The sequence below is a fragment of the Dyella subtropica genome (genome assembly GCF_026283965.1).
Taxonomy (GTDB): Bacteria; Pseudomonadota; Gammaproteobacteria; order Xanthomonadales; family Rhodanobacteraceae; genus Dyella_D; species Dyella_D subtropica.
The window spans coordinates 357,639-372,505 of the sequence record NZ_JAPDPD010000001.1 but is presented as its reverse complement, the minus strand read 5'-3'; the positions used below and the strand labels follow the sequence as shown (position 1 = coordinate 372,505).

Genomic DNA, 14,867 nt, shown 5'->3' with positions numbered 1-14,867 from the left:
TCCTCTCAACGCCAGCGCGCAAGCAGCTCAAGCAGCAGCAAATCGCCGCGCAGCGGGCCACGCAAGGCATCGCGCGCCCGATTGGCAGCGATGTACCAATCGCCGAGCGCTTCGGCGTCAAGCGTGCTGGACAACGGCCCACCGGCGGCACCTGCCTGCGCTCGCGCCTCATCGGCCGCCGCCTGGGCAGCGAACCACAGCCGCTGTTCCGGCTCGTTGTCCAACCAGCGACGCACCACGTCCATGGCCTCACCGCGACCCGCAGCCAATGCGGCAAGATCTTTGCGCACTTCCTGGCGGCGGGTGAGCGCGCCCTCTTCCGACCAGGCTTTCGCCATGCCGGGATTACCGCCCGCTGCTTCGAGCGCCATGGCGGCATCTTTCACACCCTCGGCCTGCAGCCAGGCCAGGGCTTCGTCGCGCGACGGCAGCTGGAACTCGATGCGCTGGCAGCGGCTGCGGATGGTCTGCGGCAAGCGCCATGGCGCGTCAGCAACAAGCAACAGCAGCGTATTCTGCGACGGCTCTTCCAATGTCTTCAGCAGTGCGTTGGCGGCGGCCGCATTCATCGCGTCGGCCGGATCGATGCTGACCACCTGCCAGCCGCCGAACTGACTGGACATCGCCAACCGCGCCGACAAATCACGGATCTGATCCACCACGATCTCGCTACGCTGGACGCCGTCTTTGCGCAAACCATAAGTCAGCGCAACCACGTCAGGATGCGTACCCGCAGCCAGCAGCAGGCAACTGCGACAGCGACCGCATGCCTCGCCATCCACCGCCTGCTCGCACAACAAACCGCGCACGAAGCGGCGCATGAAGTCACGCTTGCCTAACCCTGCCGGGCCACATAGCAGCAAGGCATGTGGCATGGCATCGCGTTGGCGTCGCGCCTGCAAACGCGCCCAATGCTCGGCATGCCACGGCATCACGCTCATGCCTTGACCTCGAACAGCGGCGCGATAGCGGCTATCGCCGCATGCAGGACCTCGACCGGCGTCAGACTGGCGTCGATGATCTGGAAGCGTTTCGGCTCCGCCGCGGCACGCGCGCGATAGGCCTCGCGAACCCGCTCAAAGAAAACATCGGCTTCGACCTCGATCCGATCGGCTTCGCCGCGACCAGCAGCGCGAGCGCGTCCGGTGGCCACTGGCAAGTCAAGCAGCAGGGTCATGTCCGGCGACAGACCATCGGTAGCCCAGCGCTCCAACTCAGCGATGCGCTCCACTGGCTGGCCACGTCCGCCTCCCTGATAGGCAAAGCTCGCATCAGTGAACCGATCGCACAGCACCCATTGCCCAGCGGTCAGCGCGGGTTCAATCAACTCGCGCACCAGTTGCGCGCGGGAGGCGAACATCAGCAGCAGTTCGGTTTCGGCCGCCATGCCATGACGGGCCGGATCCAGCACAATGGCGCGTACCGCCTCACCCAAGGCGGTGCCGCCCGGCTCGCGGGTCAGCACAAGATCCACGCCCTGGGCCGCGATGTAGTCGCGCAGGCCGGCCAGCAAGGTGCTCTTTCCGGCGCCTTCGCCGCCTTCCAGGCTGATGAATGTTCCGCGCTGCTTGCTCATGGACACCGCTTCAACTGATAACAGGCGACGTTGCGATTGTGTTCGTCCAGCGTACTGGAGAACACATGGCTGCCATCGCCACGCGCTACAAAGTAGAGCTCGCTTCCTGCGGCGGGATGCAACGCTGCCTCAAGCGCTGGCTTGCCCGGCAAGGCGATGGGTGTCGGCGGCAATCCGGGACGCGTATAGGTGTTGTACGGCGTATCGGTGGTGAGGTCGCGCTTGTGGATATTGCCCGCGTAGCTCTCGCCCATGCCGTAGATCACCGTGGGATCGGTCTGCAGCAACATGCGCGTCTGCAGGCGCCGCACGAACACACCGGCGATGCGCGGCCGTTCGTCGGCGCGGCCGGTTTCCTTCTCCACGATGGAGGCGAGGATCAGCGCATCGTAGGGCGTGGCCAGCGGCAAGCTCTTATCGCGCTGCGGCCAGAGGCTTTCCAGCGTCTTGCTCATGGCAGCATGGGCGCGCCTGAGAATGTCCAGATCGCTATCGCCTTTGACATAGGCATAGGTCTCAGGAAGAAACCGCCCCTCCGGCGCCTCACCTTCCGCACCGATCTTTTGCATCACCGCCGCCTCGTCCAGCTCGGCGCCGTCCTGGCGCAGCTTGTCGGCCTTGACCAGGGCTTGGCGAAGGTCGCGGAAAGTCCAGCCATCGACGATGGTGAAATTGCGCTGCAGCACCTTACCGGCGGCCATGTTGGCGAGCAGGTCGCGCGGCGTCATGCCGGCAGTGAGTGCGTACTCACCGGCGTGCAGCTTGCCGGCTACGCGCCCTTGCTCTGCCAGCAAACGCCAGTACAAAGGCTGTCCGGTACTGACACCCTGCTGACGCAGCTGGGCCACGATGTCTTTCAGGCTGCTGCCTCGACCAACGTCGATGCTCTGCCCCTGCGCTGCCACGTTGAGTGGCGTTTGACTGAAGCGGGAGAAGTCCTGCCAGACATAGGCCAGCCCACCGGCCAGCGCCAGCAACACCAGGAGAACCAGGCCACGCCACAAGGCGCGACCATGCATCGTGTTTCGACTCATGCCTGCTCCATCGGAAAACCCAGGTCGCGCCAATGCCGTTGCATCGCGCGGGTGACCGGGCCGGGAACATACACGGTATCGGCCACGGCCTGAACTGGCAGGATGCCGCGAACGCTGGAGCTGAGGAAGAGTTCGCTGGCAAGCCGCAGGTCATCCAACACAAGATCCCGCACCTGTGCGGGCTGCACAGCCAACGCCTCGGCGCGTGCCACGCCAGCCACACCACAGCGTTCGAGCGACGGCGTGACCAGCGTGCCGTCGATCACCGCGAACAGGTTGGCCATGGTGGTCGAGACGATCCGGCCGGAGGCATCGAGCAGCAAGCCATCGGCCACCGCCGGATCGCTCCATTCGGCGCGGGCCAGCACCTGCTCCAAACGATTGAGGTGCTTCATGCCAGCCAACAGCGGCTGCTCGGCCAGCCGGATGTCGCAGATCCGAAGCCGCACCCCTTGAACATAGTGGTCCGGAGAGAGCTCCGGCAGCGCAAAACCAGCAACGATGCGGTGGGGACGCGTGATGATCGGCAACGCATAGCCGCGCTCGCCGATACCGCGAGTGACGGTGACCCGCACTACCGCCTGAAACAGGCCCTGCACAACCTGCCGAGCCTCAGCCAGAAGAAGCTCCGCGGCGGGAGCAGGCAGATGCAGCCGCGCACAGCTGTGGCGCAGACGTTCCATATGCCTCGCCCACAGCGGCGCCATGCCATCGACGAAGCGAATCGTTTCAAACAGGCCATCGCCGTAGGCCAGGCCGCGATCCAGCACCGGCAGTGCATCGTCCGGCCGACCGTTGACCAGGATGCGTGCCGTCGCCGCGGCCATCAGCCCGCTACTCCGAGCGCGCGCAGCAGGCCTCTGGCCTTGGCACGCGTCTCGTCCAGCTCCTTCTCCGCCACCGAATCCGTCACGATGCCCGCGCCAGCACGCAGGGTCACGTCCTGGCCGGCAAGCGTGAGCGTACGAATGAGGATGTTCAAATCGAGGTCGCCGTTGCGGTCGAGGTAACCCATCGCCCCCGTGTAGGCTCCGCGCGGGGCATCCTCCAGCGCAGCGATGATTTCCATGCAACGCACTTTCGGGCAGCCGGTGATGGTGCCGCCCGGAAAGGTCGCGGCAATCACCTGCCCAGGCGTCACGCCAGCGCGCAACTGGCCGCGCACATTGGACACGATGTGATGCACGTGAGCGTAACTCTCCACCACCATCAGCTCGTCCACCTCCACCGTGCCGGGCACGCAGACACGACCGAGATCGTTGCGCTCCAGGTCGATCAGCATCACGTGCTCGGCGCGCTCTTTGGGATGCGTGCGCAGCTCGCGGATGCGTGCCAGCTCGTCGTCCGACGGCGTGCGCGGACGGGTGCCTGCAATCGGGCGAGTCTGCGCCATGCCGTCGCGCACTTCGACCAGGCGTTCCGGCGAGGAACTTACTACCGCCCACTCCGGCTGCTGCAACAGGCCGGCGAATGGCGCGGGGTTCGCCTCTCGCAACGAGGCATAGAGCGACGCTGGTGAAGGCGATGGTGCGTACCGCGCATGCCAGGCCCGCGACAAGTTGACCTGGAAGATATCCCCGGCGTGCAGGTGTTCGTGGATGCGCGCGACGCCGTCGAGAAACTGCTGTGGATCGTCTTCACCCCACTGCATGGGCGCAGGCAAGGCGGGAATAGCCGGCGACACGGAAAGGTCGGCCTCCAACGCATCGAGCAACGCTTCGTGGCCAGGCTCGACGATCAACACCGTGCATTCCCGCGCGTGATCCACAATCACTGCTGCCGGACAACGCAGCGCCAACGCAACAGGCAGCGTCTGTGGATCGCGAAGTCGCAGGCGCGGTTCGATCTCGCCGGCCAATTCGTAGGCCAACATCAGCACCCAGCCGCCGTGGAACGGCAATCCGTCGTCGACTTCCCGCGGCAAGCGCTCGGCATGCCATGCGGCATCGAGGGCATCGAGGAAGCGACCGGAGCGATCACGCCCCTGTCCGTCAAACAAACGGCCGTCCGCACGCAGCGTCAGACTGTCTTGCGGAAATGCGAACAGGATGTCGAAGCGCGTTTGCGGTGTACCGCGCACCACGCTCTGCAACAGGCAGGGATAGCGCTCTGGAAATGCAGCGGCCGGCGCGAGCAAGTCGCGCCGGCCGTGCAAAGTACGACTAAGGTTGTTCACGCGTCGCTCAAGCGCGACGGAACGCCAGCGTGCCGTTGGTGCCGCCAAAGCCGAAGGAGTTGGACAACACCACGTCGAGCTTGGCCTCGCGCGCGGTATGCGGCACGAAGTCGAGATCGCAGCCTTCGCCCGGCTCGTCCAGGTTGATCGTCGGCGGCAGCACCTGGTCGCGCAGCGCCAGGATCGAGAAGATCGCCTCCACGCCGCCGGCCGCACCAAGCAGGTGGCCGGTGATCGACTTGGTCGAGCTCATTGCCAGCTTGTAGGCGTGATCACCGAATACACGCTTGGCGGCCATCACTTCACCCAGATCGCCCAGCGGCGTCGAGGTACCGTGCGCATTGATGTACTGCACGTCAGCCGGGTTGAGGCCAGCGTCACGCAGTGTGCTCTCCATGCAGCGCGCCGCGCCTTCGCCACCCTCGCTCGGTGCGGTGATGTGGTACGCGTCGCCGCTCATGCCGAAACCGACCAGTTCCGCATAGATATTCGCGCCGCGCGCCTTGGCGTGTTCGTACTCCTCCAGCATCAGCACACCGGCGCCATCGGACAGCACGAAGCCGTCGCGATCCTTGTCCCAGGGACGACTGGCCTTGCCCGGCTCGTCGTTACGGGTGGACATGGCTTTGGCAGAACAGAAGCCAGCCATCGCCGTGCCGGTGGTGGCGAACTCGGCACCGCCGGCAATCATCGCGTCGGCATCGCCGTACTGGATCATGCGCGCGGCCAAACCAATGTTGTGCGTGGCCGTGGTGCAGGCGGTGACGCAGGCGATGTTCGGCCCCTTCAGGCCGAACATGATCGAGAGATGGCCCGACACCATGTTGATGATCGAACTGGGCACGAAGAACGGCGACACGCGACGCGGCCCCTTGTCGTGCAACTCGATCGATGTGTGTTCGATGGTATGCAGCCCGCCGATGCCGGCAGCGACCGCCACGCCGATGCGCGGCGCGTTGGCTTCTGTCACTTCCAGTCCGGAATCGCGCAAGGCCTGCGTGCCCGCGGCAATGCCGTAGTGGATGAAGGGGTCCATCTTCTTGATGTCTTTCGCGGCAATCCAGTCCGCTGGGACGAAATCACGCACCTGACCGGCAATGCGGGTGGCATAGGCCGTGGCGTCGAAATGGGTAACCTGACCGATGCCGCTCACGCCCTTGAGAATGTTGTCCCAAGCGGTAGCGATATCGTTGCCGACCGGCGAAATGATGCCGAGGCCGGTTACAACCACACGTCGTTTGCTCATGCTGATCTTCCTTCATGGATCCGTGGTTCTGCCGTGAGGCAGCCGTTCCGCGGCGGTCGCGAATGTCGTCTTAACGGAACGGTCGTCTTAACCGCGTGGCGCGTATCCGCAAACCATACGGGATCGGACGTTGCAAAATGCAGAAACGAAAACTGCGCCAAGGAGGCGCAGCTTTCGGTATCGCTTCGTGAACGAGCGGGAATGCGCCAAATGCGCCAGCCCGCCACGAGTCGATCACTCCTTGGTGTGGGCCTTGATGTAATCGACAGCCTGCTGCACCGTGGTGATCTTCTCAGCCTCTTCGTCCGGGATTTCGCACTCGAACTCTTCCTCGAGAGCCATCACCAGCTCGACGGTGTCCAGCGAATCCGCGCCCAGATCGTCCACGAACGAGGAGCTCGCCTGGACTTCATCTTCCTTCACACCCAGCTGCTCGACGACGATTTTCTTGACGCGCTCTTCGATGGTGCTCATGTTGCCAATACCTCCCAAGGACAAAATAGCTGGCGGATTGTAGTGGCTAAGCCCCGAGGCCGCCATGGTCCGCCATCGTTGGTAAGGCGCAGGCCCTGGGGACCGGCGCGAAAGGGCAATTGTCGCCTAAAAACGTGCCGCTGGCGACAGGCCCTGGGAAACCGGCCACTGGGATGCTCTGAACAAGTCTACGCAGCCGTCATGATGTGTGGGAGGTTCGTAGGGTGTGACGCGCGGCGACGGCAAGGCTGGCTGCCTTGCCTAGACGTGGGCTGCAGCCTGCGGGCCTCCCACACATCACCCTGTCATTGATATTCAAAGTGTGAGGGCCGGCTCTGTCTGCCTACAGCTCCGCGGCGCGCTGGCTTGAAAGACGGCCAGTCTGCCTGCGCCAACGCACCACGCATCGGTGAGCAGACAGAGCCGGTGACGGCTGCGTAGACTTATTCAGAGCATCCCAAGGATGCCACCGCAACCTGAGAAGCCACCACCCCGCTTGGCGGGTTGCGCCATGCGGATGCTGGCCACAAGGCGACCCAACCATTCGCCGCTCTGACTTTGTGCAACGTGCCAGGCGGCGTCTCACGCGAAGACCACACCAACACGAAGCCGGCCGGATGCTGCTGCGCCCATTGCGTCGGATCGGCGGTGGTGGGCAAGGGTTCGGGCAACCGCGCAAGGAAGGTGATCAATCCCGGCTCGTTGCCGGTGCGCGCCAGCGGCACACCCTGCTGGCGCATCTGCTCGACCGATTGCGCTAGGCCACGCAAATCCATCGCTCCCAAGACCTGCGCACGGATCACCGGCAGTAACGCAACGGTCAATAGCAGCATCACCCATGCCACGCGCCGCTCGGGTGCCTGTTCGCTGCGCCTCATCAGCAACCCTATCGACGACAACGCCAGTACGACCGTCAACGCGAACAAGCCTTTCAATGCGCCTGGCGCGATAGGTGCTGGACTCGTGTCGCCGGGGCGCAGGATCGCCCACAACAACAACCCCAGCACCAACACGGAGAACGCCAGCATGCGACGCGAAACAAACAGCTGCGGTTCGGCACGCAACATCGTGCCCAGCAACAACGCCAAACCGGGGAACAGCGGAATCAGATAATGCAGCTGTTTACCGCTCACCACACTGAAGCCCACGAAAGCCGGCAGCGTGGCGCACCATCCGAAACGCGCAGCCAGCGACGGCATGGCGGAAGCAAAGGCCGTCCGCAACCGAGTCAAGCGCAACACCAGCGGCCACGGCAAAAGCAGCGGAACCAGCCATTGCAGGTACCACCATAACGCGCGGTTGTGCGCAAAACTTTCGACCACGCGCCCAGCGGTTTGCGTGACCAGCAACTCCTTTGCCTCGGCCTGCCCCAGGTGCTGCACGGCAGCCAACGCCCATAGCAACACCGGCAGACCACCCAGCACGCAGACCAGTAGCGCCGCACCTATGCGCTTCCACGATGGTTGCGTTCCTGTGGGCCGCATCCACCAACGAGCGAGGAGCACAGGCGGAAGCAAATGCAGCAGCGCTACCGGCCCTTTCGCCAGCATGCCCAGCGCACTCGCCAAAAAAAGCAGCCCCAGCGCGCGACGCGTTCCGTCGCGCATCCACTGCATGATCGCTACGAAAGCGAGCAGCACGAAGAAGCACAACATGACGTCGAACATCACCACGCCGGAGAACAGCTCGAAATACATGAAGCCGAGCATCAGCCAGGGCGCCTGCCCCGTCGCCGTACCATCGAGCTCGCGCTCGAGCTTCTGCAACAAGGCGATACAGCCAGCACCGAACAACAGCGGCAGCACGCGCGCGCCCCACAGCGACACGCCGAACAGACTCCAATCGAGATTGAGCAGCCAGAACAGCAGCGGCGGCTTGTCGAAATAAGGAGAGCCGTTGAGATGCAGCGTGATCAACTCACCCGACTGGCGCATTTCCCAGGCGATGCTGAGGTAGCGCGTCTCGTCGATCGGGACGGGTGGCAGTATCCCCAGGAAAGGCAATAGCAGAAGCATAACCAGCCAGGGGGTGGCATCCAGGCCTGCTTTCAAACGCATCAGGGCATTCATAGTGCCCAGTCTCGGTAGTCGCACTTAGGTCGATCTTAGCTTGAGCAGGGTCGCGGTGAGAGCCCTATCACGATCCCGCCACGCAGGATAAGGCCGGCCCGTGCAAGGCCGGCCCCGAGCGTCACGCCATGTACATGCCACCGTTGACGTGCAGCGTTTCGCCGGTGATGTAGGCCGCCGATGGCGAAGCCAGGAAAGCCACGGCCTTGGCAATATCGTTCGCCTCGCCCAATCGCCCCAAGGCGATCTGGCCGAGCAACGCCTGCTTCGACTCTTCCGGCAGCGCACGAGTCATGTCGGTGTCGATGAAGCCCGGCGCCACCACATTGACGGTGATGCCGCGGCTACCGATCTCGCGCGCCAACGATTTGGAGAACGCGATGATGCCGGCCTTGGCCGCCGCATAGTTGGACTGTCCCGGATTACCGGTCAGACCGATCACCGACGCGATCGAGATGATGCGGCCCTTGCGCGCTTTCATCATGCCGCGCATCACCGCCTTGGAAGTGCGATACACCGAGGTGAGATTGGTGTCGAGGATGGCTTGCCAGTCCTCGTCACGCATGCGCATCAGCAGTTGGTCACGGGTGATGCCAGCGTTGTTGACCAGGATCGACACCGGGCCGAATTCCTTGCCGATCGACTCGATCAGCCCGTCGACGGCAGCGCCATCCACCACATTGAGCACACGGCCATGGCCACCATGCGCCGCAAGCCGATCACCGATCGCGGCCGCGCCGCTTTCGCTGGTCGCCGTGCCGATCACGGTGGCACCCTGTGCCGCCAGTTCGTCGGCGATCGCCGCACCGATGCCGCGGCTGGCGCCGGTGACGAGGGCGATTTCCCCTTGCAGAGTCTTGCTCATCTGTATCGCTTCCTATAGCTCAACGGAAAAGGTCATGCGTCGCGCGAGGCGCCGCTCAGGTCCATTCGGCACGAACGGCATCCAGATCGGCCGGCGCGCCGATGGCGCGCGCGTCGACACTCTTGTCAATGCGCTTGATCAGGCCAGCCAGCACCTTGCCCGGGCCGCATTCGGCCACGCGCGTGGCGCCACCGGCGGCGAGGGCCTGCACGCATTCGGTCCAGCGCACCGGCAGGTACAGCTGGCGCTGCAGGGCGGCGCGGATGTCGTCGACATGGCCATAGCTGCGCGCCTCGGCGTTCTGCACCACCGGGATGGATGGCTGCTGCCATTGCAGCGAGGCCATCCGCTCGCCCAGCTTGTCGGCCGCGTCGCGCATCAGTGCACAGTGCGAGGGCACCGACACAGCCAATTTGATGGCCTTCTTCACACCCAGTTCGGCGAGTTTCACGAGCGCGCGATCCACGGCCTCGGCGTTGCCAGCGATCACCAACTGACCGGGCGAATTGAAGTTGGCGGGCGACACCACCTGCCCTTGTGCGACCTCCTCGCAGACCGCAGCGATCTGCGCATCGTCGCCGCCCAGAATCGCGGCCATCGCACCAACGCCCGGCGGCACGGCCGCCTGCATCAAACGGCCGCGCTCGGCGACCAGCGCCGCGGCGTCGTGCAGCGACAAGGCACCCGCGCAAACCAGTGCGCTGTACTCTCCGAGGCTATGACCGGCCAGCTGCGCCGGCTGCGCACCGCCGAGCTTCTGCCACACGCGCCATGCTGCCACGCTGGCGGCCAGCAAAGCGGGCTGGGTGTTTTCGGTGCGGTTGAGCTGTTCTTCCGGCCCCTGCTGGCTCAGCACCCATAGGTCGGTACCGGCGCCTTGCGAGGCCTCGTCGAAGGTGGCTTTCACTTCCGCGTAGGTCGCAGCCAACTCGGCCAGCATGCCCACGGACTGCGAGCCTTGCCCTGGAAAGACGAAAGCGAGCGATGCAACGTTCTGACTCATGTACTGAAGATTTCCATCGACGAAAACCGGAATGGTGCCAGCATCGCCGACCGTACGCAGCCGTATCCCTCTCGTTTCACTGCGGCTTCACTACCAGGCCCGGAATATCAATCGTCGAAATCACCGTGATCCTGCCGTTCGTTCTGGTCTTTCTGAGCCGGAAGCTCTCCCATGCAAAGCAAGCACGCAGACCTGCCTCAACTGCAGGGTCGCCTGTTTATGACCGACGGCGGCCTGGGCACCACGATCACCTTTCACCATGGCATGGAACTGCCTGAATTCGCTTCGTTCTTGCTGCTGTCCCATGAGCGGGGCCGGGCGGCGCTGCAGCATTACTATGCTAGTTACGCCGAACTGGCGCGAACCCACGCCACCGGCCTGGTGCTGGACAGCCCAACCTGGCGCGCCAACCGCGACTGGGGCGAAACCCTGGGTTATGACGCACATGCCCTGTTCCAGGCCAATGTCCAAAGCATTGCATTACTGCAGAACATTCGTTCGCACTATGCGACCCCTGCCAATCCCATCGTGATCGGAGGCAATGTCGGCCCGCGCGGCTATGGTTATCGCCTTAGTCGCAAGATGATCCCCAGGGAAGCCACCGACTATCATCGCCGGCAGATCGAAACCCTGGTCGACGCGGGCGTCGACCAGATTTCCGCACTGACGATGAACTATCCGCAAGAAGCGATCGGCATCGCCCTGGCCGCGCGCTCCAGCGCTATTCCGGCGATCGTTTCCTTCACTGTCGAAACCGATGGACGGTTGCCCTCCGGAGAGTCCTTGCCTGACGCCATTGCCCGAACAGACGACTGCACTGGCGGCTACCCGGCGTACTACATGGTCAACTGCGCACACCCCGGGCATTTCGAGCCCATATTGCGTGACTCCGATCAATGCCGTGAACGCATCCGCGGCCTGCGCGTGAACGCGTCATGCCGCAGCCATGCCGAGCTCGATAACTGCGGAAAACTGGATTGCGGCGACCCTGAAGCACTCGGGCGCGCGCACTCCGACCTGCTTCCATTGCTGCCGCAGCTCGCCGTAGTAGGCGGTTGCTGCGGCACCGATATACGTCACGTCGATGCGATCTACCGGCATTGCTCCGATGCCAATCAACGTTCCGCTGTGGCGAAAGCCTGATCGATGAACGTGTGGGCCGGGATGAACGTGAGCGAATCTCAAAAGAGGCGTACACGTATTGGGATTCGCTCACGCTCGTCCCAACTTGCGCTACGTTCTTAGATCTTCAAAAGCGCAACAATGCCGAGGCCCAAGTGAAGCCGCCGCCAAAAGCTTCCAGCAGCAGGTTCTGGCCGCGCTGCACCTTGCCCGAGCGCACGGCGTAGTCCAGCGCGAGCGGCACCGAACCGGACGAGGTGTTGGCGTGCTTGTCGACAGTGACGATCACCTGCTCCATCGGCATGTTCAGGCGCTTGGCGGTGGCCTCGATGATGCGCAGGTTGGCCTGGTGCGGGATCAGCCAGTCCAGCTGCGAAGCCTCCATGCCGCCGGCCCGCAGAGTCTCCTCCACCAGAGAGTCGAGCGTCTTCACGGCCACTTTGAACACTTCGCGGCCGCTCATATTGATGCGCACGCCGTGATTCGGCTCGTCCTTGAAACCTACGGAGACGCCCACCGGATTCCACAGCAGCTCTTTATAGCCACCATCGGCATGCAGGCAGGTGGCGTAGATGCCAGGCTCACTGGAAGCCTCGAGCACCACCGCACCAGCACCATCGCCGAACAGCACGCAGGTTTCGCGTTCGCTCCAGTCGACCATGCGGGTAAGCGTCTCGGCACCGATCACCAGCACTTTCTTCGACTGCCCGCTGCGGATGAACTTGTCAGCAATGCCCAAGGCATAGACGAAGCCCGAGCAGGCGGCATTGACGTCGAACGCCGCGCAGCCGTTCGCGCCCAGGCGGTGCTGCACCAGACATGCGGTGGACGGAAAAATGATGTCGGGCGTGGTCGTACCAAGCACGATCAGGTCCAGCTCGGACGCCTTCACGCCAGCCGCTTCCAGCGCGCGCTGCGCGGCGAGGAAAGCGAGATCGCCAGTGGTCTGACCCTCGACGGCAACGTGACGCTGACGAATGCCGGTGCGGGTCTGGATCCATTCGTCGCTGGTATCGACGAATTGCTCCAGGTCGGCGTTGGTCAGAACGCGCTCGGGCAGCGCGCTGCCGGTACCAGTGATGCGGGCGTAGATCGGGGCCATGGGTTATCCATCAGCAGAATCGGCGCACACGGCACCTCATCCAGTCTAGGGATGATCGCCCGCACCAAGACAGCAAAGTTACGTTCGTGAGCGCCTAAACGCAAAGCGGCGCGTCGCCGCGCCGCTTTGCGGAACCGTATCCCTTGCGGGAACGATCAATCCTCTTCGACCACCGAGGTGTTGGTGTCGATGACCTTCTTGCCACGGTAGTAGCCGTCCTTGGTGACGTGGTGGCGCAGATGCACCTCGCCGCTGGTCTGATCGGTGGCCAGCTGCACGGTCTTCAGCGCATCGTGCGAACGACGCATGCCGCGGGTGGACGGGGTTTTGCGGCTCTTGGCAACGGCCATGGTGAGTCTCCAGCTAAGCGATTATTAAAATCGACGTTATTTCTTGAGTTCGCGCAGAATCGCGAACGGGTTATCGGAACGACCCTCGCCGATGGATGACTCCTCCGGCGCAGGGGCTACTACTTCGTCGGGCAACGTACTGTCCGGATTCACCGGAACCAGCGGCAGCGCCAACAGCAATTCATCTTCGATCACGTCCGCCAGGCTCAGCTTGCCGTCCTCAGCGACCAACAACGGTTCGCTACCCGGCGGCAGGGCCGATTCCTCGCGCTCCTGCCGGATCAGACCCAGTCGGCTGTCCACCGTCACCGGCAGCACAAACGGCTCCAAGGAACGTTGGCATATCAGTGTAAGCGGGGCCTGGACGCGAACGTCGAGGTACGCCGTACCGAACTCGTCACGACCGAAATCCAGCTCGAACCGGACCTCGCCTTCGGTGCCAGCAAGGAGCCCGCCCAAGCGCTGCATAGCGGCAATGGGCAACAACCCTTGGAACGAACGCCGCGCCGAGACCATGCGCCAAGCGTCCACGGACTCTGGCAGTGTCACGGACATAATCGCGAAATCTTAGGTTTGCAAGCGATTGAAGTCAACCACAATCCGCCATTTGCGATAGCCATCCCCGCATTTTGCCTGAACAGCTCCCATGCGGCAGACTGCCGGCTCCATCGCCCCTGAGCCGAACCGCCCACGTGAATGCCTATCTGACGCTCGGCATGGCCGGACTGTTCCTTGCCTTGGTGCTCGCCGCCCTGGCTACCTTGTGGTTTCGGCGACGTGGCGACCAACGCTCCCGCAGCCTGCACCAGTTGCTGGAACTGGCCGACCGCCTGGAGGCCGACCTGAAGACCTGCCGCGCCGGCCTGCAACAGGCTCACGCCGTGATGTCCCTCAATCCCGACCTGCCCGCGGCCAGCGAGCAGGAAGCGCGCCACGCCATCGAAGCTGGCCTGCGGTCATTGCTGCAGCAACGCATCTGGATCCGCGACGAAGCTCCCCGCGCCAGCCAGCAGCAGCTGAATCGAGCCGTCTCGACTATGACCGAGACGCGCGGCCGACTGGCACCCTTGCTGAAGGCGCTCGAACAGGCCCAGCACGCGCTCGACGACGCCATGCGCGAACACATCATCCAGCGCGGGCCCGAGGCATGAGCGCACCTCGGCTGGTGCTCGGCTCCACCTCCCGTTACCGCGCCGAGCTGCTGCGCCGCCTGTATCCGCATTTCGACCAGCGCGCTCCCGGCACAGATGAAACCGCACTGCCTGCAGAATCTCCGGCGGAACGGGCCTTGCGACTCGCCATCGCCAAGGCCGAAGCCGCCGCCGAAGGACAAGCCGATGCGCTGATCATCGGTTCCGACCAAGTTGCCGAACTGGACGGGACGATGCTGGACAAGCCCGGCACCATCGAACGCGCCCACGCCCAGCTAACGGCCAGCTCGGGACATGCGGTGCAGTTCCACACCGCGCTGTGCCTACTCGACACGCGCACCGGCGAGCGCCATACCCATGTGGATCACACCCGGGTCCGTTTCCGTGCACTGACCGACAGCGAGATCACCCGCTATATAGAACGCGAGCAGCCACTGGATTGCGCAGGCAGCTTCAAATGCGAGGGGCTGGGCATCAGCCTGTTCGATGGCATCGACAACGAGGACCCCAGCGCCTTGATCGGCTTGCCGCTGATTGCGCTGGCCCGGCTACTGCGTGAGGCGGGGTTTCCACTGCCCTGAAGCCTGGTCAACGGGCCGCGCTTGCAAGGCGGCAGGGCCGCAAACACGAAAGCCATGAGAAACACGGCTCACCAGCGCGCGAAGCCGAAGACTACACTGCCGCGATCATGCATGGGCC

The 14,867-nt window shown here is 63.9% G+C and carries 16 protein-coding genes; 3 read left to right on the top strand and 13 right to left on the bottom strand.

Annotated features, from left to right (window positions below):
• Positions 1 to 5: 5 nt before the first annotated feature.
• The 10 genes from holB to fabD all read right to left on the bottom strand — a co-directional run bounded on the left by holB (position 6) and on the right by fabD (position 10,443).
• On the bottom strand, positions 6 to 941 hold the full coding sequence (gene holB, locus OUZ45_RS01635; RefSeq protein ID WP_266168143.1) for a DNA polymerase III subunit delta': 936 nt from the start codon (positions 939 to 941) through the stop codon (positions 6 to 8).
• Positions 938 to 1,576, bottom strand: a complete 639-nt coding sequence (tmk, locus tag OUZ45_RS01630; RefSeq protein WP_266168142.1) for a dTMP kinase — start codon at positions 1,574 to 1,576, stop codon at positions 938 to 940. Before tmk ends, holB begins: the two co-directional genes overlap by 4 nt.
• On the bottom strand, positions 1,573 to 2,610 hold the full coding sequence (gene mltG, locus OUZ45_RS01625) for an endolytic transglycosylase MltG (protein WP_266168141.1): 1,038 nt from the start codon (positions 2,608 to 2,610) through the stop codon (positions 1,573 to 1,575). Before mltG ends, tmk begins: the two co-directional genes overlap by 4 nt.
• Positions 2,607 to 3,437 carry an aminodeoxychorismate lyase gene (gene pabC / locus OUZ45_RS01620; RefSeq protein WP_266168140.1) on the bottom strand — a complete coding sequence of 277 codons (831 nt, stop codon included), beginning with the start codon at positions 3,435 to 3,437 and terminating at the stop codon, positions 2,607 to 2,609. Before pabC ends, mltG begins: the two co-directional genes overlap by 4 nt.
• Positions 3,437 to 4,786 carry an aminodeoxychorismate synthase component I gene (locus tag OUZ45_RS01615; RefSeq protein WP_266168139.1) on the bottom strand — a complete coding sequence of 450 codons (1,350 nt, stop codon included), beginning with the start codon at positions 4,784 to 4,786 and terminating at the stop codon, positions 3,437 to 3,439. The genes pabC and OUZ45_RS01615 overlap by 1 nt, the downstream gene beginning before the upstream one ends.
• A gap of 7 nt (positions 4,787 to 4,793) precedes the next feature.
• On the bottom strand, positions 4,794 to 6,032 hold the full coding sequence (gene fabF, locus OUZ45_RS01610; protein WP_266168138.1) for a beta-ketoacyl-ACP synthase II: 1,239 nt from the start codon (positions 6,030 to 6,032) through the stop codon (positions 4,794 to 4,796).
• 234 nt (positions 6,033 to 6,266) lie between these two features.
• Complete coding sequence (gene acpP, locus OUZ45_RS01605) at positions 6,267 to 6,506, bottom strand: acyl carrier protein (RefSeq protein ID WP_266168137.1); 240 nt, start codon at positions 6,504 to 6,506, stop codon at positions 6,267 to 6,269.
• Positions 6,507 to 6,949: 443 nt separating this feature from the next.
• Positions 6,950 to 8,563, bottom strand: a complete 1,614-nt coding sequence (locus OUZ45_RS01600) for an ArnT family glycosyltransferase (RefSeq protein ID WP_266168136.1) — start codon at positions 8,561 to 8,563, stop codon at positions 6,950 to 6,952.
• 133 nt (positions 8,564 to 8,696) lie between these two features.
• Positions 8,697 to 9,440 (bottom strand): 3-oxoacyl-ACP reductase FabG, encoded by a 744-nt coding sequence (gene fabG / locus OUZ45_RS01595; RefSeq protein ID WP_266168135.1) that lies wholly within the window; start codon positions 9,438 to 9,440, stop codon positions 8,697 to 8,699.
• Between the two features lie 55 nt (positions 9,441 to 9,495).
• The gene (gene fabD, locus OUZ45_RS01590) at positions 9,496 to 10,443 is read right to left on the bottom strand and encodes an ACP S-malonyltransferase (protein WP_266168134.1); all 948 of its coding nucleotides are present in this window, start codon (positions 10,441 to 10,443) and stop codon (positions 9,496 to 9,498) included.
• Between the two features lie 171 nt (positions 10,444 to 10,614).
• On the opposite strand from fabD, the gene OUZ45_RS01585 reads away from it, so the two are divergent.
• A complete protein-coding gene (locus OUZ45_RS01585) occupies positions 10,615 to 11,586 on the top strand; it encodes a homocysteine S-methyltransferase family protein (RefSeq protein WP_266168133.1) in 972 nt (323 codons plus the stop codon).
• Between the two features lie 106 nt (positions 11,587 to 11,692).
• Here the strand turns inward: OUZ45_RS01585 and OUZ45_RS01580 are convergent, their stop codons facing one another.
• The 3 genes from OUZ45_RS01580 to OUZ45_RS01570 all read right to left on the bottom strand — a co-directional run bounded on the left by OUZ45_RS01580 (position 11,693) and on the right by OUZ45_RS01570 (position 13,572).
• Positions 11,693 to 12,667 (bottom strand): beta-ketoacyl-ACP synthase III, encoded by a 975-nt coding sequence (locus OUZ45_RS01580; protein ID WP_266168132.1) that lies wholly within the window; start codon positions 12,665 to 12,667, stop codon positions 11,693 to 11,695.
• A gap of 155 nt (positions 12,668 to 12,822) precedes the next feature.
• Positions 12,823 to 13,017 (bottom strand): 50S ribosomal protein L32, encoded by a 195-nt coding sequence (gene rpmF / locus OUZ45_RS01575; protein WP_266168131.1) that lies wholly within the window; start codon positions 13,015 to 13,017, stop codon positions 12,823 to 12,825.
• Positions 13,018 to 13,053: 36 nt separating this feature from the next.
• Positions 13,054 to 13,572, bottom strand: a complete 519-nt coding sequence (locus tag OUZ45_RS01570; protein WP_266168130.1) for a YceD family protein — start codon at positions 13,570 to 13,572, stop codon at positions 13,054 to 13,056.
• 137 nt (positions 13,573 to 13,709) lie between these two features.
• Here OUZ45_RS01570 and OUZ45_RS01565 point away from each other — a divergent pair, with 137 nt between their 5' ends.
• Entirely contained in the window at positions 13,710 to 14,168 is a 459-nt protein-coding gene (locus OUZ45_RS01565) for a hypothetical protein (protein ID WP_266168129.1), read from the top strand.
• Positions 14,165 to 14,749 (top strand): Maf family protein, encoded by a 585-nt coding sequence (locus tag OUZ45_RS01560; protein WP_266168128.1) that lies wholly within the window; start codon positions 14,165 to 14,167, stop codon positions 14,747 to 14,749. Before OUZ45_RS01565 ends, OUZ45_RS01560 begins: the two co-directional genes overlap by 4 nt.
• Positions 14,750 to 14,867: the final 118 nt, after the last annotated feature.